General features: G+C 37.5%; 24 protein-coding genes. 18 read left to right on the top strand and 6 right to left on the bottom strand.

Annotated elements, in window-relative coordinates; translation table 11 throughout:
• Nucleotides 1–38: 38 nt before the first annotated feature.
• Nucleotides 39–2465, bottom strand: a complete 2427-nt coding sequence (locus tag KUV80_RS11135) for an immune inhibitor A domain-containing protein (protein WP_222462777.1) — start codon at nt 2463–2465, stop codon at nt 39–41.
• A gap of 282 nt (nt 2466–2747) precedes the next feature.
• Between KUV80_RS11135 and KUV80_RS11130 the strand changes: the two genes are divergently transcribed.
• The 9 genes from KUV80_RS11130 (at nt 2748) to KUV80_RS11090 (ending at nt 9092) form a co-directional block, all read left to right on the top strand.
• The gene (locus KUV80_RS11130) at nt 2748–3809 is read left to right on the top strand and encodes an OmpL47-type beta-barrel domain-containing protein (protein WP_222462776.1); all 1062 of its coding nucleotides are present in this window, start codon (nt 2748–2750) and stop codon (nt 3807–3809) included.
• Between the two features lie 77 nt (nt 3810–3886).
• On the top strand, nt 3887–4648 hold the full coding sequence (locus KUV80_RS11125; RefSeq protein ID WP_222462775.1) for a GDSL-type esterase/lipase family protein: 762 nt from the start codon (nt 3887–3889) through the stop codon (nt 4646–4648).
• Nucleotides 4649–4955: 307 nt separating this feature from the next.
• Nucleotides 4956–5828, top strand: coding sequence for a hypothetical protein (locus tag KUV80_RS11120; RefSeq protein ID WP_222462774.1), 873 nt, complete (start codon nt 4956–4958; stop codon nt 5826–5828).
• Nucleotides 5825–6382, top strand: a complete 558-nt coding sequence (gene sipW / locus KUV80_RS11115) for a signal peptidase I SipW (RefSeq protein ID WP_222462773.1) — start codon at nt 5825–5827, stop codon at nt 6380–6382. The genes KUV80_RS11120 and sipW overlap by 4 nt, the downstream gene beginning before the upstream one ends.
• A gap of 91 nt (nt 6383–6473) precedes the next feature.
• Nucleotides 6474–7067, top strand: coding sequence for a CalY family protein (locus KUV80_RS11110; RefSeq protein WP_222462772.1), 594 nt, complete (start codon nt 6474–6476; stop codon nt 7065–7067).
• A gap of 88 nt (nt 7068–7155) precedes the next feature.
• A complete protein-coding gene (locus tag KUV80_RS11105) occupies nt 7156–7887 on the top strand; it encodes an LPXTG cell wall anchor domain-containing protein (protein ID WP_222462771.1) in 732 nt (243 codons plus the stop codon).
• Between the two features lie 3 nt (nt 7888–7890).
• The gene (locus tag KUV80_RS11100; protein ID WP_222462770.1) at nt 7891–8508 is read left to right on the top strand and encodes a class D sortase; all 618 of its coding nucleotides are present in this window, start codon (nt 7891–7893) and stop codon (nt 8506–8508) included.
• Nucleotides 8509–8526: 18 nt separating this feature from the next.
• Nucleotides 8527–8856 (top strand): helix-turn-helix domain-containing protein, encoded by a 330-nt coding sequence (locus KUV80_RS11095; RefSeq protein WP_222462769.1) that lies wholly within the window; start codon nt 8527–8529, stop codon nt 8854–8856.
• A gap of 2 nt (nt 8857–8858) precedes the next feature.
• Nucleotides 8859–9092 (top strand): hypothetical protein, encoded by a 234-nt coding sequence (locus KUV80_RS11090; protein ID WP_222462768.1) that lies wholly within the window; start codon nt 8859–8861, stop codon nt 9090–9092.
• Nucleotides 9093–9125: 33 nt separating this feature from the next.
• Here the strand turns inward: KUV80_RS11090 and KUV80_RS11085 are convergent, their stop codons facing one another.
• On the bottom strand, nt 9126–9992 hold the full coding sequence (locus KUV80_RS11085) for an SDR family oxidoreductase (RefSeq protein WP_222462767.1): 867 nt from the start codon (nt 9990–9992) through the stop codon (nt 9126–9128).
• Between the two features lie 248 nt (nt 9993–10240).
• Between KUV80_RS11085 and KUV80_RS11080 the strand changes: the two genes are divergently transcribed.
• Nucleotides 10241–11338 (top strand): L,D-transpeptidase, encoded by a 1098-nt coding sequence (locus KUV80_RS11080; RefSeq protein ID WP_222462766.1) that lies wholly within the window; start codon nt 10241–10243, stop codon nt 11336–11338.
• A 108-nt stretch (nt 11339–11446) separates the two neighbouring features.
• The gene (locus tag KUV80_RS11075) at nt 11447–12322 is read left to right on the top strand and encodes a hypothetical protein (RefSeq protein WP_222462765.1); all 876 of its coding nucleotides are present in this window, start codon (nt 11447–11449) and stop codon (nt 12320–12322) included.
• A 75-nt stretch (nt 12323–12397) separates the two neighbouring features.
• On the opposite strand, the gene KUV80_RS11070 is transcribed toward KUV80_RS11075, so the two are convergent.
• The 4 genes from KUV80_RS11070 to KUV80_RS11055 all read right to left on the bottom strand — a co-directional run bounded on the left by KUV80_RS11070 (nt 12398) and on the right by KUV80_RS11055 (nt 16212).
• A complete protein-coding gene (locus KUV80_RS11070) occupies nt 12398–12784 on the bottom strand; it encodes a hypothetical protein (protein WP_222462764.1) in 387 nt (128 codons plus the stop codon).
• Nucleotides 12785–12919: 135 nt separating this feature from the next.
• On the bottom strand, nt 12920–14605 hold the full coding sequence (locus KUV80_RS11065) for a bifunctional metallophosphatase/5'-nucleotidase (protein ID WP_222462763.1): 1686 nt from the start codon (nt 14603–14605) through the stop codon (nt 12920–12922).
• Nucleotides 14606–14782: 177 nt separating this feature from the next.
• Nucleotides 14783–15085, bottom strand: a complete 303-nt coding sequence (locus tag KUV80_RS11060; protein ID WP_222462762.1) for a DUF3846 domain-containing protein — start codon at nt 15083–15085, stop codon at nt 14783–14785.
• Nucleotides 15086–15318: 233 nt separating this feature from the next.
• On the bottom strand, nt 15319–16212 hold the full coding sequence (locus KUV80_RS11055) for an LCP family protein (protein WP_222462761.1): 894 nt from the start codon (nt 16210–16212) through the stop codon (nt 15319–15321).
• Between the two features lie 231 nt (nt 16213–16443).
• Here KUV80_RS11055 and KUV80_RS11050 point away from each other — a divergent pair, with 231 nt between their 5' ends.
• The 7 genes from KUV80_RS11050 (at nt 16444) to KUV80_RS11020 (ending at nt 23772) form a co-directional block, all read left to right on the top strand.
• Nucleotides 16444–17190, top strand: coding sequence for a YveK family protein (locus tag KUV80_RS11050; protein ID WP_222462760.1), 747 nt, complete (start codon nt 16444–16446; stop codon nt 17188–17190).
• Nucleotides 17180–17881, top strand: coding sequence for a CpsD/CapB family tyrosine-protein kinase (locus KUV80_RS11045; RefSeq protein ID WP_246625161.1), 702 nt, complete (start codon nt 17180–17182; stop codon nt 17879–17881). The genes KUV80_RS11050 and KUV80_RS11045 overlap by 11 nt, the downstream gene beginning before the upstream one ends.
• A 140-nt stretch (nt 17882–18021) precedes the next feature.
• The gene (locus tag KUV80_RS11040) at nt 18022–18789 is read left to right on the top strand and encodes a tyrosine-protein phosphatase (protein ID WP_222462759.1); all 768 of its coding nucleotides are present in this window, start codon (nt 18022–18024) and stop codon (nt 18787–18789) included.
• 18 nt (nt 18790–18807) lie between these two features.
• The gene (gene galU / locus KUV80_RS11035; RefSeq protein ID WP_222462758.1) at nt 18808–19692 is read left to right on the top strand and encodes a UTP--glucose-1-phosphate uridylyltransferase GalU; all 885 of its coding nucleotides are present in this window, start codon (nt 18808–18810) and stop codon (nt 19690–19692) included.
• A gap of 119 nt (nt 19693–19811) precedes the next feature.
• Nucleotides 19812–21632, top strand: a complete 1821-nt coding sequence (locus KUV80_RS11030) for a polysaccharide biosynthesis protein (protein ID WP_276516642.1) — start codon at nt 19812–19814, stop codon at nt 21630–21632.
• Between the two features lie 279 nt (nt 21633–21911).
• The gene (locus KUV80_RS11025; RefSeq protein ID WP_222462757.1) at nt 21912–23150 is read left to right on the top strand and encodes a DegT/DnrJ/EryC1/StrS family aminotransferase; all 1239 of its coding nucleotides are present in this window, start codon (nt 21912–21914) and stop codon (nt 23148–23150) included.
• A complete protein-coding gene (locus tag KUV80_RS11020; protein ID WP_222462756.1) occupies nt 23143–23772 on the top strand; it encodes a sugar transferase in 630 nt (209 codons plus the stop codon). Before KUV80_RS11025 ends, KUV80_RS11020 begins: the two co-directional genes overlap by 8 nt.
• Nucleotides 23773–23785 lie beyond the last annotated feature (13 nt).

Below are 23785 nucleotides of genomic sequence, written 5' to 3'. Positions count from 1 at the left end.
CTTAACTCAAAGAGCTAAGGTCTTTACTATATCAGTCTTTATTTACCAATCCACACTACACCAGCAGAATTATCTTTTGCTTCTCCTAGGATTAAGAACTTAAGACCATATTTAGGAAGCTTCTTACCTGCGTCATTGATTACTCCGTCTTCAGCACTTCCATTGTAATCAGTATTATCAATGTAAGTCAGAGCATCGCTAAATCCAGGAACACCTTTTTGAGCTTTATAATCAAAGATTCCCCGGCTAGGTGAATTAATGTACCAACTTGGTGTTTGATCATAAGAGAAAGCGGCATCAGCAATTTGATAACGAGTAGAGTTTTCAACGGTTGGTTTTCCGTCTTTCATTCCTACAATGGCTTTTGGATGAGAATCTACTACACCGATAAATCCTTCGCCAGGATGAATTCCAACCCAGTTGTCGGTAAAGCTGTCATCTCCATACCATACGAGCATTCCCGTATTGTACTTTACCCCTCGACTCGAATGAAGAGCTGAGTCAGAACCTTTTGTATTTCTCCATTCGATATAGTAATAATGATCTGCGAATGATATTCCGTTAAATGTTTCAAATTTGTTTAACGTAAATTTAGGTTCGCCTTCAGAATCATCAGAAAAGACTACTTGTCCATCTGTTGTTAATGTTGCGTTATCAAGGGCAAATCCTTCTGGTGCCAGACCACCATCCGTTAAGTAATCAAATTCTAACACAACTTTCTTACCTGCAAATTCACTAAGGTTATAGGATTTATCTACCCACTTTCCGTTAGTGGTATATTTATCTACTTCGGCGTTTGTAGCATTTCCGCCTAAAACTTCGATTACTTTTTTCTCGCCGTCTGAAGTTTTGGCTGTTACGGTTAGATAATCACAATCACAGCCGTTTTCAATTTCATAGTTTGCTCTAAAAGTAAATGTGGCATCTGTAACCCCAGTAAGATCGAATTCTGGGGATGTCATCGTCGTGTGAATGTTGTCACCTTTTGTACTCCAGTAGAACAGATTTCCATTTTCAGGTTGGAACTTACTTGGTACGCTTTTCTTTGGCAAGTTTACTTTTACAATACCGGCGTTCTTTGACTTCGTAACCGACTGGTCAATTTGAATCATTTTGCCGGTACGATTAATATCTTTTAGATCGATCTCGGTAATATTTGCCCAGTTTCCGCCCATTACTTTCTGGAAGTATTCTTTATTTTGCGGAGAAAAGCTTGTTGGCTCAGTTCCAGCTATTTTACCATTCCAGCTACCGCCACTCATAATTGACCATGAAGCAACTGGTTCTCCGTCTCCTGTGTATTGCGTGTCATACTCATCAGGAAGTCCTAAATCATGACCAAATTCATGAGCGAAGACGCCAACTGCTCCATCTTCAGGTTCAATTGTATAATCATAAGCACCCATCATTCCGTTCCAGGGACCAACTGATCCAGGAACAGGATAAACACCACCTAATGTCCAGCGATGAGACCAGATCGCGTCATTACCCAATCTTCCTCCACCCGCTTCTTGCCCAACACCTGCATGGATTACCATTAAGTGATCGACTAATCCATCTGGTTCGTTTATGTTGCCGTCATTATCGAGATCATAAATATCAAGTTCATCAAAATCAGCTAAATTAACCTCTTTTGCAGCGGCTTTTAATGCGTCTGCTACAAAATTACGGGGTCCTTTTGGGCTTAAGTTGTCATGACCTCCAGCAGGATTATCATCACCATATTCTTTAGCTGTTCCTGGAACAGAGAGCCAATTGGTGACATATCCATCTACCGTGTAACTGCCACCAGATTGTTCTTCAAAGTACTGTTTGAACGTTTTTACCTTTGACCCATCGAATAACTCAAAATCTTTTTCTCCGAACAACATTTTTTCGTAATGCTCCCGGCTAAAGTCGTTTGAGTACATATAGCCTGCTTCTTGATCGATATTGTTATGCTTAAAGTCGGAGAATTCGGCTAAGATAACCAGTACTTTATCATTCCGAACTTCTCCTTTATATTTTACAGGTTTAGCAGGACTTACTTTCATAACACCGTTACCTTTACCAGACTTCATATTGTTGTTTTTGTTAAGTTTGTAAGTTAACTTTTCTTTTTGTTTCGTTAAGAAATCTTTTGATTTTTTTGACATGTCTTGTGCATTCTTATTTACTTTAGCCGAAGAAGAAGTAGTAGTCATACCTTTCTTACTCTTAAGGTCAATGTACTTTTTTACGGCTTTCGCTGTTTCTGTTTGGGAGGCATTTTTAGGGATGACACCTCGTGTTTTCAAAGCTTTCGCTAATCGGTCCTGATCCACGATATGTAAATCAAGTGGAGCTGACTCTAGAATGATAGAATCCCTAGAATGATTTTCTAACCTTGAAACTTCACCCTGTGACAAGGCAGATGGCACTAATAGACTCATAGAAAGACTCGTTAGTAGAATTGAAGTACTTAATTTCTTGCCCCATTTTCCCATTGTTTCTCCTCCATTATTAAATTAATTTTAATAAAATGGTCTTGTCCAATAAATGATAGTTGCCTTTGTTCACTCTTTCCATGAATCCCTCCGTATGTATTCATTTATAAAGAACAAGTTGTTCTTTATTAAGAATATCATATGTTAAGAGGGACCATTTGTAAATTTATTTTTAAGGGATATTTATCATTATGTTCAATATAAAGGATTAAACGGTCTAAATTAAGAACAAGTGTGATACAATATAGTTGGTAACAAAAATCTTTTAAAGGGGATGGTATAGTGAAAATTAACAAACTATTACTTACGGGGGTCTTATCGAGTCTGATTTTGATTCCGACAACAGCTTTTGCTTCAACTGACTCGACCCCACCTTCTGCGGCAACTAGCGCAAGCAAACCTTCAAATTCAACTGTTGACCAGCAACCTTCTTTTAAGATCAGAGGATTAAACACAACCAGCTTAGAGGTGAACGGAAATATTACTCCGATTACTACACCTACATCAGAATACACGAGTTCTACAAGTAAAATAGATCTTTCAAATCTCACTAATTATGAGTTTTATGATTCTATAACAGATGGTAAGCAAACAGTTTCATTTAGTTCAACAATGGATAAACGCATTGTTCCAAATGGATGGTATGCAGATTGGGCACCTCATGTTGAATCAAATACACCTGACGTACTTTTTTCACTTAACAATGAATTGACATTGAATTTGTCACAACCTGCCACTACATTCGGTTTTGAATTGTCTCCAAATTTGTATGGAACCTTTAGTATGAACGTTGATTATTATTCAGGAAGCACCCTTGTAGGAAGTTTAAAACAAAACGTTACTACTAGTTATCCAGGAAGCTTTACGGGTGATATAAAAGTTTTTGGAGCAAAAACGATGGGTGCACCGTTTGATCGTGTAACGATTCGACCTGTTAATACGAATACTTGGGGATTTGCAATAGCGCAGATTCGATACAGTACAGATCAAACAGCTCCTGAAACGTTCGCTACCATGTCCATGGTTAAAAATAATTTTAAAATTAGTTTAGCAGCAACAGATGATATCTCTGGGGTAGCCAAAACGGAGTATCGTATTAATGGCGGCGACTGGATTCAGTATCAGGATGTTATTACTATTAATAACAGCCAGCAGCTTCAGTTCAGAAGTATTGACGTGTCTGGAAATGTAGAAGACATACACACTATCGGCATGGTCAAAGATGGCTTCCGCTTAGAGAACGCCTATGTCAAGTCAACAAAAGGTATAATCGGCCCATTAAATAAAACGCTTACATCAGGTAAAGAGTTTGTTGATCTGTTTTTGCTTGGCATCTCCAACTAATAAACTTTCAGAATACGTTATATAAATAGAGGAAGCGGAAACGTTTCCTCTATATTATTTTTAAAGGGGAGAAATCGATGAAGAAAAGTGCTTTACGTTTATTTTTTGCAGGTGCGGTAATGCTTGCTTTTCCACTAAATGGGTCAGCTGAAGCCGATCAAAAAAACAAGAAGGAGATCCATTATGTTGCCTTAGGAGATTCACTTGCAGCTGGACAGACTCCATTTGGACAAATGGATATGGGGTATGCAGATTACATTGTAAAAAAGTTTAAGCACTCCAGCTATAAAGTGGCTGATTATGATAATTTTGGGGTGCCTGGTTATACGTCCGTTCATTTAAAAAATGATATCTTATATAATCAGAATGTCAGAAAAGAAATAAGTGAAGCAAGTCATATAACAATTGATATTGGTGCCGTTGATCTTTTGATTAAGCTTAAGACAGATCCGATACACGCTCCGGACGCCATAGCAAGTGTGAGTATGAACTTGCAAACGATTCTTAGCACAATTGACCAATTGAATCCGGATGTAGATGTTTTCATTATGGGGTATTATAATCCTTTCCCATATTATCCACAACAAGAGCAAGCCAAGCTAGAACCTTTATTAACGGCGTTAAATAATCAAATAGAATATAGAGCAGGAACAAATGGTGATCATTACGTTGGAACGAAAGAAAAAATAGCCAATAACTATTTAGAGTATCTTCCAAACCCACAAGACATTCATCTAAGTTTAAGTGGTTATAAAGTAGTGGCTAATCAGTTTTGGAAAGAAATTAAGATTCAATTAATTATGGACATCATTAAGGATTATGATTTAGAAAGAAAATAACCAATAACAAACACATGAAATAAGAATAGTTCCAGAAAAAGTGAACTACCTTTCCAGTTTGAAGTGGACAGGTAGTTTTTATGGTTTTAAAAGTTCTTTAAAAAGAACAACAAATTCTTTAAAATTAACGAAATTATATGAAAAAGGAAGATAATACTAGATAATTAGGCCTTTTGTACGTTAAAAAGAACGTAAATCACCTTATATAAAGGTTTGTAAACAAGAAAAAGGGTTCTATAATAACGACATAACGTTCTTTAAAAAGAACAAAATCATCAAATAGTTTAATTGAACGGAAGGTGAAAAAATGTTCGCTAAACGGGCAGAAAAGATAAGGAAACTTAAAAAAGAACAAAAAAAACAAAGATACATAATCATAGGCCTATTTACTCTAATACTTTATGGAGGAGCGCAACTTACTTCATCAACTTATGCTTTTTTTTCAGATCAATCCAAGACGTCTGGAGTCATATCAACGGCAAGGATGTTTCCTAAGTATGCTAATGAACTCGCAGAAAAGGTTAAGGGTAACTCAAGTGAATCGGCCACACAGCTTATAAAAATAAATGAAGTTCTAAAAAGTGAAAATAAAAGTGTAAAAGAAATAGAAACAGCCATTGGTTCAGCTAAAAAAATGACCGTTCAAATGTCAGAGATAGAAAAAGCGGCTATAGCCTCTATTCAAATCTTACAACGAAATTTAGATTTAGAAACAATCGATTTTAAGAACAAGATTCAAGGATCCGAAACAGTTAGAAGATATATTGAAGAAGCATTAAAAATGGCAAAGAACGAATTGAAAAAAATTCACCACGATATGAAAGAAGCGAACAAAAATATTCAAACAGCAGAAAAAGAATTAAAACAAAAAATTCAACAAGAAAAGCAGCAAGCAGAAGAAGCGAAGAAAAAAGCTGCAGAAGAAGAAGCAAAGAAAAAGCACGCTGAACAAGAGGCAAAGAAAAAAGAAGAAGAAGCCAAGAAAAAGCAAGCTGAAGAAGAAGCCAAAAAGAAGACTGAGAAGGATAAGAAAGTGTCTGAAGATAAAGGCAGTACAACTGACGATCCACCCTCTACAAACGAAGTTGCTGAGGAAGATAAACAGGATAACAATGGAAACGAAGCTTCAAAACTACCAGATTCCAGCTCCTCTGAACAAAGTAAGGAGGGACAAAAATGAAATTACTAAAGTGGCTTAATCAACTAACTACGGTTTTCTTAACCATCATTCTATTCGCATTGTTAGTGTTCGTCATTTCTTCCAAACTATCTGGTGGAGAACCTCAGATAATGGGTTATCAAATAAAATCCGTACATTCTGGTTCCATGGAGCCGGATATCCAAACAGGTTCTATTATAGCCATAAAACCTGGAGGGGACATGACGCGATTTAAAAGCGGTGATGTCATTATTTTCAAGGAAACGGATAAGCTCATAACTCACCGAGTTTTAGAAGTTAAAGGTAAAGGAAATGCAACTCAGTACATTACAAAAGGGGACAGCAACGATGGACCCGACATCGAGCCAGTGCTACCTGAAAATGTGGTAGGGGAATATAACGGATTCACCATCCCTTACATCGGATATCTCTTAATTTCTGCTCAATCCAAGATCGGTACCGCACTTCTGTTAATCCTTCCAGGTTTATTACTTCTTGTTTATTCAGCTATGACCATTTGGAACGGAATTAAAGAGGTAGATCTGAAAAAAGAAGCTCCAACAACTGAAAAATAATGGTGGTTGAAATTCTGGAAGGTAATCATACCTTTGCGGATTCAATATAAAAACTTACATACCCAAAAAGGGTGAAGGGGAGGAAAAGAAAATGAGTTTGAAAAAGAGATTAGGTTTAGGTGTAGCTTCAGCAGCGTTAGGATTGTCATTAGTAGGTGGAGGTACTTATGCATATTTCAGTGATTCAGAAGTAACGAATAACACCTTTGCTGCCGGTACTCTAGATTTGTCTGTAGACCCTACTACAATTATTGATGTTAACAACCTAAAGCCAGGAGACACCATGCTTCGTACGTTTGAACTTGTAAATGGCGGAACATTGGACATTAAGAATGTCGTTTTGAACACAACTTATACAGTGAACAGTGCTGATGTGAATGCAAGTGATCTTGGTGACCATATTCGAGTCAATTTCTTGTTTAACGTTGACAAACTAGATGTACCTATTTGGTCTACAACGTTAGCCGAACTAAAAAATATGGATCCGAAAGTAGTTAAAAATAAGTTTGAAACAATGTTTGGCGATCAGTGGGGGACAAAAGGTCTTGTAGCAGGATCAAGTGATCTATTATTCGTACAATTTGAATTCGTCGATAATGGGAAAGATCAAAACGAATTCCAAGGTGACTCATTGTCACTTGAATGGAAATTTGATGCGAAACAAAAAGCTGGGGAAGAAAGATAAATTTAAAGAAGAGGTGGGAATCTACAGCTCCCACCTTTTTCTATAAATAGTACCTCTAGGAAAGTATTAAAGTAGTGAGGTAGATTCGATGAAACGTAATTTTAATAGACTTAAATTTATTATGCTTCTCAGTTGTATCTTTCTTTTGCTTATTTTGTTTTTACCTATAGGCAGTACAGGTGCAGATTCCACTACACCGCAAATAAAAATAGATACATTACCGGCTCATGTAGTTTTTGATATCGAAAATTTTAAACCCGGTGATTGGGCTCCTCGTGAACTCATTATCCAAAACAATGGAAATCAAGACTTTTTATATAACATAAAATCAACGATGAAATCTGGCTCAGAGATTTTATACAAGCAACTCCAAATTAAGGTTGAGAGTCAAGCAAGTGTGTTGTTTGAGGGTGGACTAGATGAATTTATCGGATTTAAAAGTCCGCGTTCATTAACGAGTTTTTCAGAAGAAAAACTTAAGGTGACCGTTTCTTTTCCTTATGAATCGGGCAATGAGTTTCAAGGATTAAGTACGGTTGTCGAACTGCACATTCACGCCGAAGGGGATTCTCCTGATGATCCTGGAAAAGATGATGACGATGACGGCAATCATCCACCAGATAAAAATGAGCCCCCAAACAATAATCCAACACCAACAAAACCAGCTGATCCACCAAATAAAGATACAGGTTCACTGCCGCAAACAGGTGAAGAAAATCCTTTCTTAATCTTATTAACAGGATTTTTCATTTCATTGGCTGGGCTAGGATTATTGCTAGTTAAAAAATCTATTCTTCCAAACCCCTTTAAAAGAGGTTAAGTGATGAAGTGGTTTGCTTACTTGTTGCTTGTGATAGGTTTAAGCACCATGTTCTATCCGAAAGCGAAAAGCATGTACTATTCTCAAGTAGAAAGACAGCTGTTGAAAGACTGGGAAGCGGCTGAGGTCAATTCTGTAATCCAACAAAGCTATCAACAGCTGGATGATATTTTTTTAGAAATACAGCAACCTCAACCAAATACAACACCAAAAAACGGCATACTAGGTAAACTTACGATTAACCAAATTGACCTTATGATTCCCATTATGGAAGGAGCCTCTCAGAAAAATTTAAAAGTGGCTGCTGGACATTTAGCTGGAACTGGATCTATAGGTGAGATTGGGAACTCAGCCATTGCTGCACATCGCAGCTATACGTACGGAAAACAGTTCAACCGTCTGCCAGAAGTTGAGGAAGGTGACCTCATCCAGATTGAAACGACTCAGAAAAAGTTCACTTATTCTGTAACCGAAAAATTACTCGTTTTACCTACCGACCTGTCAGTCCTTCAAAATGAAAACAACGAAAGCATGATTACCTTAATTACTTGTCATCCTATGAAAAACCCAACTCACCGTTACATTGTAAAAGCTGTTTTACAGAAAGAGGAGGTTTTATAGCGAAGGAAGATGTCAATCGTGAATATAAATGTAGGAAAACAAATAAAAAAAGTACGATCACGAAAAGCGATCAGCATCACGAAACTTGCTAACAAAGCGGGTATTTCAAAAGGGTATCTAAGCAGCATAGAGAGTAATAAAAATAACCCGTCTGCGCATATGATTCAAAAAATAGCGACTGCTTTGGAGGTCCCTGTGGAACAATTGTTAGATATACGTGTAGAATTACTTGACCCTGAATGGGTTGATCTTGTAGCACAAGCAAAGGATATGGGAATTGGAAAAGAAGAAATACGTGCCTTTATTGCATATGAAACATGGAAACGAACGGTTAAGGAAGAGGTGTAACCTTGATTCGTCTTGAGAATGGAGTATACATCTGTCACATTAATGGATATATTCTAAAAGTAGTGTACGTAGGAAAGAATGAGTGTAAGATTTACCTTGGAGATGAGTTTCAAGGAACAGCACCATTTGACTATGTAAAAAAGAAACTAAATCTTTTAGAGAAACGATGGAACACGGCTAAACTTCGCCACTATAAGTTTAGAGAATTTCACCCATCCCTTGATTATACGATTTAAAGAGCCGACGCTTTTTTAGCGCCGGCTTTATGTTTATCCATTTACTACTTTACCACCATTTATGTGAATCATCTGTCCGGATACATAAGAAGAGTCTTCACTTGCTAAGTACACGTAAGCTGGAGCGAGTTCTTCAGGCTGACCAGGCCGGCCCATTGGGGTATCTTTACCAAACTGCTCTACTTTATCTGCTGAAAAGGTGGATGGAATGAGTGGGGTCCAGATGGGACCTGGTGCAACCCCGTTTACACGAATTCCTTTCTTGACAAGATTATTGGATAACGAACGGGTAAACGAAACAATTGCCCCTTTTGTCGATGCATAATCAATCAGTTCCGGATGTCCTTGATAGGCTGTAATGGAGGCTGTATTAATAATTGTACTTCCTGGTTTCAAATGAGGAAGTGCAGCTTTTGTTAAATGGAACATACCAAAAATATTTGTTCGAAATGTTTTCTCAAGCTGTTCAGCGGTAATATCCTCAAAATTCTGCTGTGGGTGCTGTTCAGCTGCATTATTTACAAGCACATCCAGGCTACCAAAAGATCCAACAACATCACGGACAGCTTGTGAACAGAATGATTCTTCTCCGATATCACCTCGTAAAAGCAGACATTTTACGCCTTCTTCTTCTATTTGTTTCTTTGTTTCCTCTGCGTCACCTGATTCTTCTAAGTATACGATCGCAACGTTTGCGCCTTCCTTCGCGAAAGCAATCGCGACTGCTTTTCCAATCCCGCTGTCCCCACCTGTGATGAGTGCGGACTTATCTTTTAATTTTCCACTTCCAATATATGTCGGACTTTCAGATTGTGGTAGTGGTGTCATTTCTGATTCAACACCAGGCTGTTGGTTTTGGTGCTGAGCTGGCTGTCCTTTGGGATGTTCTTGATTAGACATGTACACATCACTCCTTTTAAATTTCTTACTAAATCTACCTTTCCCATCTCACCTTGTAATAAACCTTTTTTAAAAAATAGAGTTGCTTTGTTCTATATAAAGAACTATAATAGTGATATATAACATAAAATGAGCTATTATCTTATGATTTCGTTTTGTATGAAGAACAAACAAGAGTAATCTATTTTTTTTGGTTGTGTCGTTCTTTATTAAGAACTTCAAAATCCAATGAAGGAAGGTCTGATAACATGGATTATTTAAAAAAGGATTTAATTGAAGGAAGACCTAATATGTATATAAGAAAAGATGATCCTGAATTTTATAAAAAGTTTCTACGGTGCCAGCCTAATCATAAAGAAGCTCTATATGAATATGCTAAAGAGCTTTATGGGCAAGGCAAGTTCGTTGATGCGATAAAAAAATTAGAAAAGGCAAAATCGCTAGGCTATTACAAAGCTGACTCTCTGCTTAAAGAATGGAACGGATTGTCATCGAACCTTTCCAAAATTGAGAAACGGTCAGAACACGGATTGAAAAGAACCTTCTTATGGACCTTTTTAATCACAAGTGTTTTATGTTTGCTCTTGCTTTTTTTGCCGCTTCTCATTAACAACTACTGGGTGAAGGAAAATAACTATTATTACTCGGAAAACAATCATATCGTTTCTGCCCAAGCTAAGACTGACCCGTCAGAACTGCCCAGCCTCATTTTTTTAAACGGTGCAGAACGATATAAAGAAAAAAACGGGAAATATCCGACCTCAGAACATGACCTTTTAAAAAGGAATGGTCAGCTAAACACCTTATCTTACATCCCTAAGGAACATTACATTTTTAGTAGTTCACCATTACAGATCAGTTCTGCTGGAAAAGTGTTTGAACGTAACATTCCAAAAGACTTTACCGTGGAACTTCATTTTTTTCAGAATGTAAATAAGCTAGCCCTTGTAAGAGGAAGTGGGGAAGTTTTGTCCATTTATCCGGTTGCATCTGGAAAAGAGAAGCTGCCATTTAACAAGAGTATCATTACTGAAAGGGTCGTGAATCCAAACGGGGGAGATGGAGCTTTCGGAACAAGGGGACTTGTGTTAGAAGACAATTATGCGATTCATGGAACGGATAATCCTTTCTCAATCGGTAGCCGCTCAACGAAAGGATGCATTCGTCTTTTCAATGATCATATTGAGGAGCTATACCCATATATCGCTCTTGGGACTCCTTTTTCAGTAAAAGAGGGAGAACCTCCTGCTGCAACCTTCCAGGAAGGGTTGCCAATGATTGCTCTAACACAACAACAACTTGCGAGTGAAACACAATCAAATCAAAAATTTCATTGGAATCATTAATAAGGTGGCTTATCTTTAAAGCTGCCTCTTTTCTTTTTACACTTCATGGCTTTTTTTCTCTTTCTCTAATCATTTATAGATGAGTCAAAAGTTAAGGGAGGAAGAATGGTGAGAGCAGGCAACATTTATCAGTTTAAGCATTTAAGTAAATTTCAAAGTGTGGAGGTGTTTAACGCGCACAAGGAACAATTTTTGCGGCAACACCCAGATTTATTCACTCGTTCAGAATTTATGGCATTTGAAGTATTAAGTCAATATAGTGTTGTTGTGCCTGGAGTGGCTAATGCGAAAATTGCCACACTCGTATCAGCATGCGCTGGCAAACTAGGTGGAATTTCGAGAGCAACCTTCGTTAGGATGCTCAGAAAAGCTAAAACAACGGGGTTTCTTAACATACTTAATACCTATCGATCAAACGGGGGATTTGCACACAATGTCTTTGTTTTTCAACCAATTGAGGCATCGTCCGAAACGCAACTGACTTATCGGCAACAATCTGAAACTCCTTCTGAGAGTAGAGGAGAGAACCACCATTTGGCTCAAGAATCTATAAATCTCCTATTAAATCTAGAAAATAAAGATCTAAACATACGTCACGTAAAGAACGACAATGACACTTTCCAACCTTACTCTAGAACCCCTCAACTTCAAGACCTCGACCACTCCTTTGTACCTGATAATGTTCCACGAGAATTCATACAAACAGTAAAACCATTCTTTGATAGAGCTTGTGAGATTTATACCTTCTGGCAAAAAGCTATCTTCGCTTATCAAAAGTTTAACTTTCAAACGCCTCTTGTTCAGCTGACATCCATCGTAATCGATGCCTTCAAAGCAACGATTTTCCACTACAAACGCCACAAGATTAAAACGAGCTTTACCCAGTATTACTATGGAACACTAACCGGCATGTTCAGCACGGAAAAGAGAAGAGAACGAGCAGCACACGAAGTAATCCCTCGTTACAATTGGTTGGACGCGTAACAAAATAAAAAAGCCAGCATCCCTGTGCTGGCTTTCTAATTAACATACACTTTACATCAAAATGAAAACTGATAGCTAAATATGAAACAGGAAAGATACTTCTTTATTAGTGTGTTCCAAGAGATTAGGTTCAGCTTTCCACGTTTTGTATCGTCCAAGATTGTTTAGAGCTTCATCTGATTGAATTCGAGTTAAAATTTTTCGGTTAATCCGTTCAAAATAAAGTGCAACCGCAGCTGGATCCGTTTCAAAATAGTATGTATATCCGTTATAGGAATAATGTGCATAATACCAAATGCCTTTTGTAATAACAGAGAATCTCTTAAAACGATCTTCTGTATCTTGTTTAAGCCATCTTGCAGCTTCTTGTATACTCTCAGCTTCTTTAACGAGCTTTTCCCCTTTATAGATGTTTACAGGAATATGTAATTTATTTTTTTGCTTTGGTTTTACTCGATTCAATCATTACTCCCTCCTTAAGGTAAATTATATAACATATACCATAATTTAACATAAAACATTACTTTTAACGTGGGTATAAAGTCATGTTTAAGACATAGAAAAAGACCTTAGGAAGGTCCTAAGGCCTCTAAACTTTTACTTAGATAGATCAACAATGCGTCCTTCAATCTGTGGGTTAACATTTACTAATTTAGCTACATAATCTCGAAGGTTTTCCCAGTCAGACGCACCTAGATCCGTTACGCGTCCTTGTTCATACGCATTTTTAAATACGGTATATCCGTCTCCGCCTTTTGCTGTAAACGCGTTTGTTGCAATCACGTATTCCTGCTGCAAGTTAATAGGCGTTAATGTTCCGTCAGCTGCTTTTACCTCCATAGAAACAACACGTTCTCCAGCAGCTTTTGTGCTGTCATAGGTAAACTTCATTCCAGAAACGTGTAGGAAGCCGCCGCTTTCTTTAGGTGCTTGGCTTACGCTATGCTCGAGTGCTGTTTTAATCTCTGAACCCGTAAGTTTCATTGTTGCAAGTGTATTTCCAAACGGAAGCGTCGTTAACACTTCTCCATATGTGATTTCACCTTGATCAATTGGGGCACGAATTCCGCCGCCGTTTTGGAACGCCATTACCACATTTGGGTTAAATTCCTTAGCTTTATCTAACATGCCATCTGTGATCAGGTTTCCAAGCTCTGTTTCGTTGCTTCTTACACTGACTTCACTGCCGTTTTGTCCTAATCGCGGGTTAGCCAATGCTTTTTCAGCAACAGCGCCTGTTGGTTTCTTCTTTATTTCTTCAATCTTACTAGAATACTTTTCTAGCAGCGCAGCAGCTTCTGAATCTGGGGCTTTATCTGTAACTTTAATCAACTTTCCAGCTTGTCCGATCACTTTTCCTTTTTTATTGAACTGCACATCAAGCTTTCCTAAGTAATTTCCATATTGGGAGGCTTGAACAATGACAGTAGAATCTTTCTTTTTTCCTCTTTCATCTGTTGAAACAACAACGGGCTCATTCAGCTGGGTATGGCTGTGTCCCCCAACGATAACATCAATTCCATCAACGTTTTTGGCAAGTTCCACATCGTTGTCATAAGCTGGGTTATCATCCAGTCCTAAGTGAGTAATCGCAACAATCTTGTTGATACCAAAACGTTCTAATAACTTTACTTCTTTTTTAGCTTCTTTTATATAATTTTGAAAAACAACATTCCCTGGACTTGAGATGTCCTTCGTTTCTTCTGTAGTCAGACCGATAAAACCAACATATTCACCGTTAACTTTTTTTACGACAGATGAATAGATTCTGCCATCTTTTGGACGAAGAGCGTAGCCTTCAAATAACTCTTTTAGATATGGGTCTTTAGAAAAGTCAACGTTCGAACTTACGAAAGGGAAATTAGCCTGTTTAACAAACGCTGCTAAAGCCTGATGACCTTCTGGGCTAGCACCTAAGTCAAATTCATGGTTTCCAAATGTCATAAGATCATAATCTAATAGGTTCATAAACTCAAGATCAGCTTGTCCTTGAAATTCGTTAAAATAAAGCGTGCCTGAGAATACGTCACCTGCATTAAGCAGAAGAGTGCTAGGGTTTTCCGCGCGCACTTCTTTAACTGCAGTTACTAGTTTTGGAACATTATCTAAATGTGCATGTGTATCGTTCGTATGCATGAGGGAAAGGTTGTATGTTTTATTTTTATGGCGCTTCTTTTCATCATCATCTGACTCTGCAAAAACAGGCATTGTTACTTGGGAGGAAATAAGGCCCGCTGCAAGGGAAGTGGCTAGCAATCTTTTAAACGTTTGTTTAATGAACATATCATCACGTTCCTTTCAAAAATTGTCCTACCTTATAAATATAGCAGGTTATAGATAATAATGCGGACGTAATTTGTCGAATATTGAAAATAATAGAGAGAGTAGCTGATCCTATGTTTAATAGAAGGATATACAAGAGACGACAAAAAAAGTCAGCAGTGTTTTGCCGACTTTTTCCTACTTCCATTTTTTCATTTTTTCTTTAAGATAGTCTCGAACTTCCTCTGCTTCTGCGCGGTCAATGCTTTGAAATTCTCCATCATGTTTAACAACAAAGAAAGTATCTAAAGGCTTTCTTTTGCCGTACGTAAGTTCATAACCGTTATCTACATTGCAAACAATTTTGAATGGCGATCGATAGAATGGCTGCATATCAAGCGGTCCATTAACAATGTTCTCAAATGTTTCTAAATCATTTTCAATAGAAGTAATGGACGGGCGCTTAGTCGGCTCAACCATAAGTACAGAAATCGTAGACAATAAAGTTTCCCCCTTTTGTTCATCCTACTTTTATCATGGTATCATATGCCCTATAAATTGGTAAGAGGTGTAAATTAAGGGATTTTGTCGAAAGATTCAAAAAACTATTACTTTATTAAACAACTGTTTTTTTGACAGAAATCGTCGTCTTTAGACAGTTTTTACGTAATGAAAACAATTCTACGAAAATATACAGAAAAACCAGACCTTTTTACAAGTCTGGTTCAAATGTCCTATTTGTTTATATGTTCATTTAACAAATCATGTATTCGTTTTTTCTCGGTTTCATCCACAATGCCGTAATAAGTGCCTTTAATCATTTTTCCAGAACTTTTAATTTCTGTTGATTCGGTATGATTTCGTGCGTTTTTATAATTCTTCTGAATATCTTTCATCTCTTCAAACGTCATGTTCGTTTTTACGTTTTCACTTAATATTTTTAAGATGTTATCAAACTTTGTAATTGATGAAACGCGTGCCCCTTTATCAATAATAGAAGTAATAATTTGACGTTGACGGTCGTTTCGTCCGAGATCACCCTTAGGGTCTTCATATCTCATTCGAGAGTAGGAGAGTGCTTCTTTGCCGTTTAAAACTTGCTCTCCCTCTGGAAAAGAGTGCCCTTCGTATTCAAAAGCTTTTGGGTTATTCACGTTAACCCCGCCAACCGCATCGACGATATCTCTGAATGACTCCATGTTCACCTTTACATAATAATCAATAGGGGTGTCTAGAAAATTCTCTACCGTATCCATTGCCATCTGGGTCTCCCCAAAGGCATAGGCGTGATTGATTTTATCTTCAAAACCTTTGCCGACAATTTCAGTTTTTGTGTCACGAGGGATACTAAACATGAGCATGGACTCTTTTTTCGGATTAAGTGCAGTGATAATGATTGTATCAGATCGTCCTTTGTCGCCAGGACGTTCATCCACCCCTAAGAGCATGATCGTGATCGGTTTAATATGTTTGCCTTCCACGACGGGTTTTGGCTTATCGGTTTTCACATCTTCATGCATTTCGTTTACCGATTTTTTGGCGTAATCATACAAATAGTAGGCGTATCCTCCTATTCCAAGGGCGGTAATAAGTAGGATTAAGCTAAAAATCACAAGAAACTTTTTCATTTGTTTCGCTTCTTTCTATGTAAGATATGTGTCTTTCTTGGAGTATACCACGAGTGGGATTGCTTGAATATTCCATTTCTTATTTTGGTAAGATGGAAATCATTATGTAAATATAATGTTAAGATTGACCAGTATTTACTATTATTTATAAAATAGTGTCTATTTTACCAATTAAATATGCTATAATACAACGAAATTAAAAATCTATTAAAAAGCAACATGGAGGCATATATGGAAGAAACGATTTCGTTAAAAGATATTGCAGCTACCTTAAAAAAACGGTGGATGTTGATCGCTTTAATCGCTGCAATCGCTGTAGCTGTCAGTGGGGTAATTTCTTATTTTATTCTGACTCCTGTTTATCAGGCATCAACTCAAATCCTAGTCAACCAAAAATCTAGTGAACAACCGATGCTTGACGTTAACCAAGTAAGAACAAATGTTGAGATGATCAATACGTATAGTGTAATTATAAAAAGTCCTACCATTTTAGATAAAGTAGTAGAAGAACTAAATCTAAGTGAATCCTCAGAGATTCTTAACAATGCAATAACGGTGAGCAGCGAACAAAACGCGCAAGTCTTTAACTTAACTGTTGAAAACGAAGATCCTACTAAGGCCGTAACCATTGCAAATACCATTGCAGATACATTCAGAACAGAGATTCCAGAAATTATGAACGTCGATAATGTCAAAATTCTTTCGCCAGCTGTACTGAAGGACAACCCATTACCTGTAAAGCCGAAACCATTATTAAATATTGCAATTGCGTTAGTAGTAGGGTTGATGGCAGGAGTTGGCCTTGCATTTCTAATGGATTACTTGGACAACACCATTAAAACAGAAGAAGATATCCAAAACATTCTTCAGATCCCGGTATTAGGCGTAATTCCAAAAATCTCTGTTGAAGATGAAAGAGCACCACTTGCTCAAAAAGCAGCTAGAAAACGGATGGGAAGTGAAACCATTGGCTCGTAAATATAGAAAAACCATTCAGGATTTAACCCAAAGAAGTTTAATTACACACAACAATCCGAAGTCTCCCATTTCGGAACAATACCGAACCATCCGGACAAACATTCAGTTTGCTGGGGTCGACAAAGAATTTAAAACATTAATGGTCACTTCAGCCGGTCCAGGAGAAGGGAAATCTACAACCGCCGCAAACTTAGCTGTTGTTTTAGCCCAACAAGGGAAAAGTGTCCTGCTGATCGACGGCGACCTTCGTAAACCGACTGTTCATTATACATTTAAAGTAAGTAATATCTATGGGGTAACAAATGTGTTAACTCGCCAAAAAACGTTGAACGAAACGGTTGTTAGTTCAAAAATTCCAGATCTAGACGTTTTACCGAGTGGACCCGTTCCTCCCAATCCGTCAGAGTTGATCAATTCGAAGTCAATGAATCAGTTAATAGAAGATGCGAAAAGCTCGTATGATTATATCTTGTTTGATACACCACCTGTTATGGCTGTAACAGATGCTCAATTGCTTTCTAATAAAGTAGATGGAGTAATTTTAGTAGTATCCAGCGGAAAAACTCAGATTGAAGGGGCCGTGAAAGCGAAAGAGCTGCTTGTGCATGCGAAGGCAAACCTTATTGGTTCAGTGTTAAATGGAAAAGATGTCAGAAATGAAAATTATTATTACTATTACGGAAAATCATAAGGGACAACAAGGTTCGACAAAATAACCCTATTGTAAATATTTACAGCTATGGTAATATAGCGTTATGTTTCCAATCATAAGTAATTGGCACTAGTTACATAGGGTTATAGTTCAATAGTCCCGATAAAGGTGGGAAGTGTGTGATTGATATACATAGTCATATTCTGCCTGGAATTGATGATGGCGCCCAGACCATGGAAGATGCAATTGTAATGGCTGAGGCTGCAGTGGAGGAAGGAATTACGCATTTATATGCAACTCCCCATCATCGAAACGGCAGGTTTGAAAACGAAAGAGCAAGTATTGAGCAAGAAATAGAGCGTTTTAAACAAGAATTGAACAAAAGAGAGATCCCGTTAAACATTCTCGCCGGACAAGAAATTCGCCTATACAAAGAATTAATCGAGGATCTAGAACAGGGCTATTTATTACCGTTGCATAACAAAGTGAACTATTTACTTATTGAACTTCCTTCTTCCAGTGTCCCAGCCTACGCGGCAGATATACTATATGAGCTTATTCTCAGAAACTATCACCCTATCATTGTTCACCCGGAACGCAACAGCGAAATTCTAGAAAATCCAGATTTATTATATGACTTTATTCTTTCAGGGGCACTGACACAAATTACAGCAAATTCAATCGTTGGAAACTTTGGAAAGAAGATCATGAATTTTTCTCATGACTTAATACACGCAAACATGGCGCACTTTATTGCCTCAGATGCGCACAACACAACAAGCCGCGGTTTTCATTTGGCCGAAGCGTATGAAGTGATACAAAACCGATATGGCATAGAAGCTAGATATTATCTGCAAGAAAATGCAGAACATGTGATGAAGGGTGAAAGCATTCTAATTCAGCAGCCTTCACATATTCGAAAAAAGAAATTTTTAGGAATCTTTTAAAGGGGGACGTTCTTCACCATGAAAAAAGTGAAAAAAGCCATTATACCGGCAGCAGGATTAGGGACCCGTTTTCTGCCGGCAACAAAGGCTATGCCAAAAGAGATGCTTCCGATCGTCGATAAACCGACAATTCAATATATCGTAGAAGAAGCAATTGAATCAGGCATTGAAGACATTATTATCGTAACAGGTAAAGGAAAACGAGCGATTGAAGATCATTTCGACCATGCCTTCGAGCTCGAACAGAACCTGTTCGAAAAAGAGAAATTCGATCTTTTAGAAAAGGTCAAACATACGTCAAAAATGGCTGATATTCATTATATTCGTCAGAAAGAACCAAAAGGTTTGGGTCATGCCGTATATTGTGCAAGAAAATTTATAGGTGATGAGCCATTTGCGGTCCTTCTAGGTGACGACATCGTCACAGCGGACAAGCCTTGTTTAAAGCAACTCATTGAGAAGTATGAAGAAACAACGGCGTCCATCATCGGCGTGCAGCAAGTACCGGACGAACAGACAAGCCGTTATGGAATCATAGATCCGATCAGCTCCTTCAACCATTTATATGGCGTAAAGAATTTCGTAGAGAAACCAGCACAAGGAACAGCACCATCTAACTTAGCCATTATGGGCCGCTATATATTAACGCCTGAAATCTTCTCTTATCTCGAAGAGCAGGAGACAGGGGCTGGCGGAGAAATACAATTGACTGATGCCATTCAGAAGCTCAACCATTATCAGCGCGTGTTTGCTTATGACTTTGAAGGTATGAGATATGACGTTGGAGAGAAACTAGGCTTTATAACCACAACGCTTGAATTTGCTTTAAAAGATAAAGAAATTAGTAAGCAACTCTTACCAGAATTAGAGCGAATGGTAGAACAAATGAAAGTAAACCATTAAACTGCATTGTTAAATAATACAGAACGTCAGTTAATTAAAATTTAATACCCTAAGTAAAATGTCTCCATTTTCCTTAGGGTATTACTTTGTCAAAATACAACGAAAAGAAGGGGTTTCGTTTGAGCTATCAAAGTCGGGTATCGATGCTGATTCTACTGGATTCGTTAATCGTTTTAACGTCAATTTATGTAGGTTATTATACGCTTAATCCATACTTCAATATTTATAACTTCAATATGCTCACGATTAGCTCTATTACACTACTTGCCAGTCATCATTTATTTGCATTTAGGTATCGCTTGTATCAAAGGGCATGGGAATATGCAAGTGTTGGAGAAATGATCGGAATCGTTCGTGCTGTTACGTTATCCATTCTTGCAGCTGGACTTATTCAATTACTTGTAAATGGTAACGTGTATGTACGCGTGCTTGGGATTACATGGATGCTACATATTATCCTGATTGGCGGATCACGTTTCTCTTGGAGAATGTTTAGAGATAGTTACATAAACTCACAGATTGAAAATAAAAGAGCTTTAATTATTGGAGCGGGTTCTGCAGGTTCGATGCTTGTTCGTCAATTGAAAAAGAGCAATGACTCTGATCTATATCCAGTTGCTTTTGTAGATGATGATCCCAAAAAACAAAGACTTCAGATTTATGGTGTAACCGTTTTCGGCAAAACCAAAGATATTCCGAAGCTAGTTGAAGAACTTAACGTTGAAAAGATCATAATTGCCATCCCTTCCTTAAACAAGAAAGAAATTCAGAAAATCTATCAAGAGTGCAGTAAAACTACAGCAACAACAAAGATTATGCCAATGATTGAAGACATTGTATCGGGGAAAGTATCTGTTAACCAATTCCGTGAAGTGCAAGTAGAGGATCTTTTAGGCAGAGATCCTGTACAACTTGATATTGATAGCATCTCAAAGACAGTGACAGGAAACACAATATTGGTTACAGGTGCTGGTGGATCAATTGGTTCAGAAATCTGCCGACAGGTGAGCAGATTCAAACCAAAAAAGCTCCTATTGTTAGGTCATGGTGAAAACTCCATCTATCAAATTGATATGGAACTTCAAAACAAACACGGTAAAGATTTTGAAATTATTCCTATTATTGCAGATATTCAAGACCGTGATCGTATCTTTGAAGTGATGAGTGTACATGCACCAGACGTTGTCTACCATGCAGCAGCACACAAGCATGTTCCGTTAATGGAGGATAACCCGAAAGAAGCCGTTAAGAACAATGTAATTGGTACGAAGAACGTAGCTGAAGCAGCAGATATGTTTGGTGTCACAACTTTCGTCCTTGTATCTTCTGATAAAGCGGTTAATCCTACAAACGTAATGGGATCAACAAAACGAATAGCTGAAATGGTTATTCAAAAATTGGACAAGGAAAGCCAAACAAACTTTGTCGCCGTACGTTTCGGTAACGTATTAGGAAGCCGAGGTTCAGTTATTCCACTATTTAAGAATCAGATTCAAAACGGTGGACCAGTTACGGTGACACACCCAGATATGACTCGTTACTTCATGACAATTCCAGAAGCTTCACGACTAGTTATGCAAGCGGGTGCGTTAGCACGAGGCGGGGAAATCTTTGTTTTAGACATGGGAGAACCTGTTAAGATTGTAGACCTTGCTAAGAACCTTATTAAACTTTCAGGTTATAACCTTGATGAAATTGGAATTAAGTATGCTGGGATTCGACCTGGAGAGAAGATGTATGAAGAACTCTTAGGAGAAAATGAGGTTCATAAGAAAGAGGTATTTCCAAAGATATTTATAGGAAAGACTGTGGAATTTGATTATGAGAGAGTAGCTAACCTTATAGAAAATCATCAGTCGTTTAATGGTGATTATTTGTCCCAGTATGTTTTGGGATTGGCAAATAAGAAAGAGCGGCTGTTAGTCAAGAATGTGAATTAAATAAACAAGGAGGGTCCTTTTTGTGAGGGACCCGCTTGTATGTTAGGTGATTTACAAAGAGCTAAAAATAACAAGTAAATATAATAGTAGAAACTCGCCATTAATGTGATCTTTTTGTAAACCTATATTCTGATTAACTTAAAGGACAGAATAATTTTTATGAGGCATCTAAGGTAGATTAAATTTAGTGGGTCAGTAGTTGGTTGGAAGAGTGGTTTAACAGATTTCAGTCAAGTCCTAACAAACTAAACTAACTTAAATTAAGCGAGGAAAATTAAAATGATTAAAACGTATTTAAGAAATATTTCATTCTCTCCACCAGATATTCAAGAAGCGGAGATTGAAGAGGTTGTAAAAGCAATGAAGTCGGGTTGGATTACAACTGGACCAAGAACTAAAGAGCTTGAAAAAAGAATAGCTAAATACGTCGGGACAAACAAAGCTGTTTGCTTGAATTCAGCAACAGCTGCTATGGAGCTTACACTTCGGATTTTAGGTATCCGACCTGGTGATGAAGTCATTACCTCTGCATACACCTATACTGCATCTGCCTCTGTTATAGAACATGTAGGGGCAAAAATAATATTAGTTGATACAGCCGAAGATTCATTTGAAATGGATTACTCTAAATTAGCAGACGCAATAACTGAAAAAACTAAAGCCATAATTCCTGTAGACATTGCCGGGAAGATGTGCGACTACAATACTATTTTTGAAATAGTAGAAAATAAGAAAGAGTTATTTAAGCCAAATAATGAAGTTCAGTCTTTATTTAATAGAATAATTATTATGACGGATGCTGCTCATGCTTTTGGAGCGGAGAGACAAGGAATGAAATGTGGGCAAGTTGCGGATTTTACTTGCTTCTCTTTCCATGCAGTAAAGAATTTTACAACGGCTGAAGGTGGAGCTGTTGTCTGGCGAAATGATGGTGGGTTAGATGATGATTGGCTTTATAAGCAATTTATGCTATATAGCCTACATGGTCAATCTAAAGATGCGCTAGCAAAAACTCAGATAGGTGCATGGGAATATGATATTGTTTATCCAGCCTATAAGTGCAATATGACTGATATTATGGCCAGTATTGGTTTAATACAGTTAGATAGATATGAAAGTCTGCTAGAAAGACGTAGAGAGATTATTGAGATGTACGATAGAGCGCTTCGACCATTAGGTATTCAAAGCTTGCAGCATTATGGTGAGGACTTTGCCTCGTCAGGCCATCTTTATTTAGTTAGGATTCCTGGAATTAGTGAAGAAAAGAGAAATGAAATTATTATTAAAATGGCTGAAGTGGGTGTTGCATGTAACGTCCATTATAAGCCATTACCAATGTTTACGGCCTATAAGGATCTAGGATTTAATATTAAGGATTATCCAAATGCTTATAAGCAGTATGTTAATGAAATTACGCTTCCTCTTCATACTTTGTTGACTAATGAAGATGTCGAGTACGTGACTGGAAATATGAAAAAAGCATTAAATGAAGTTATAGGTGGGTTGCAAGATGTATAAGCATTTCTTTAAAAGAGTATTTGATTTAATGCTAGCTTTAATAGCCCTACCATTCTGGTTTATTATTCTAGTTATTGTAGGGTCAATTATTTACTTTCAAGACAAAGGCTCAATTTTTTATAATGCACCACGACTCGGAAAATATGGAAAAATATTTAAAATGTATAAATTCCGTTCCATGAAAATGAATGCTCCTGATTTGAGAAATGAAGATGGTTCAACGTTTAATGCAGAAGATGATCCTAGATTAACAACCATTGGAAAGTTCATCCGTAAAACAAGTCTTGATGAAACTCCTCAACTTATAAACATAATTAAGGGTGATATGAGTATTATTGGTCCTAGACCTGACTTACCAGAGCATCATGAGTTATATGAGGGTAATGATGAAAGAAAGCTTGAAGTTAGACCTGGAGTAACGGGGTTTAATCAGGCGTACTATAGAAATACTGTGCCGTGGAAAGAAAGAATTCAAAATGATATTTACTACATTGATCACCTTTCTTGGTGGCTTGATATTAAAATATTTTCCAAAACAGCTATAACGGTACTGAAGCGCGAAGATATATATGTAACAGAAAAGAGTACCAAATCAAATAAAAATACAAGTGTAGGAATGTAAGGGGAAAATTGTA

This window comes from Fictibacillus nanhaiensis (assembly GCF_019801215.1).
GTDB lineage: Bacteria > Bacillota > Bacilli > Bacillales > Fictibacillaceae > Fictibacillus > Fictibacillus nanhaiensis_C.
The sequence above is the reverse complement of the archived record's forward strand: the minus strand, read 5'-3'. Positions and strand labels throughout refer to the sequence as shown.

What these genes read in the sequence shown, in the direction of transcription:
- KUV80_RS11135 (WP_222462777.1), bottom strand. Translation starts at nt 2,465, where the DNA reads ATGGGAAAATGGGGCAAGAAATTAAGTACTTCAATTCTACTAACGAGT.
- KUV80_RS11125 (WP_222462775.1), top strand. Translation starts at nt 3,887, where the DNA reads ATGAAGAAAAGTGCTTTACGTTTATTTTTTGCAGGTGCGGTAATGCTT.
- KUV80_RS11120 (WP_222462774.1), top strand. Translation starts at nt 4,956, where the DNA reads ATGTTCGCTAAACGGGCAGAAAAGATAAGGAAACTTAAAAAAGAACAA.
- sipW (WP_222462773.1), top strand. Translation starts at nt 5,825, where the DNA reads ATGAAATTACTAAAGTGGCTTAATCAACTAACTACGGTTTTCTTAACC.
- KUV80_RS11110 (WP_222462772.1), top strand. Translation starts at nt 6,474, where the DNA reads ATGAGTTTGAAAAAGAGATTAGGTTTAGGTGTAGCTTCAGCAGCGTTA.
- KUV80_RS11105 (WP_222462771.1), top strand. Translation starts at nt 7,156, where the DNA reads ATGAAACGTAATTTTAATAGACTTAAATTTATTATGCTTCTCAGTTGT.
- KUV80_RS11100 (WP_222462770.1), top strand. Translation starts at nt 7,891, where the DNA reads ATGAAGTGGTTTGCTTACTTGTTGCTTGTGATAGGTTTAAGCACCATG.
- KUV80_RS11085 (WP_222462767.1), bottom strand. Translation starts at nt 9,992, where the DNA reads ATGTCTAATCAAGAACATCCCAAAGGACAGCCAGCTCAGCACCAAAAC.
- KUV80_RS11080 (WP_222462766.1), top strand. Translation starts at nt 10,241, where the DNA reads ATGGATTATTTAAAAAAGGATTTAATTGAAGGAAGACCTAATATGTAT.
- KUV80_RS11065 (WP_222462763.1), bottom strand. Translation starts at nt 14,605, where the DNA reads ATGTTCATTAAACAAACGTTTAAAAGATTGCTAGCCACTTCCCTTGCA.
- KUV80_RS11055 (WP_222462761.1), bottom strand. Translation starts at nt 16,212, where the DNA reads ATGAAAAAGTTTCTTGTGATTTTTAGCTTAATCCTACTTATTACCGCC.
- KUV80_RS11050 (WP_222462760.1), top strand. Translation starts at nt 16,444, where the DNA reads ATGGAAGAAACGATTTCGTTAAAAGATATTGCAGCTACCTTAAAAAAA.
- galU (WP_222462758.1), top strand. Translation starts at nt 18,808, where the DNA reads ATGAAAAAAGTGAAAAAAGCCATTATACCGGCAGCAGGATTAGGGACC.
- KUV80_RS11025 (WP_222462757.1), top strand. Translation starts at nt 21,912, where the DNA reads ATGATTAAAACGTATTTAAGAAATATTTCATTCTCTCCACCAGATATT.
- KUV80_RS11020 (WP_222462756.1), top strand. Translation starts at nt 23,143, where the DNA reads ATGTATAAGCATTTCTTTAAAAGAGTATTTGATTTAATGCTAGCTTTA.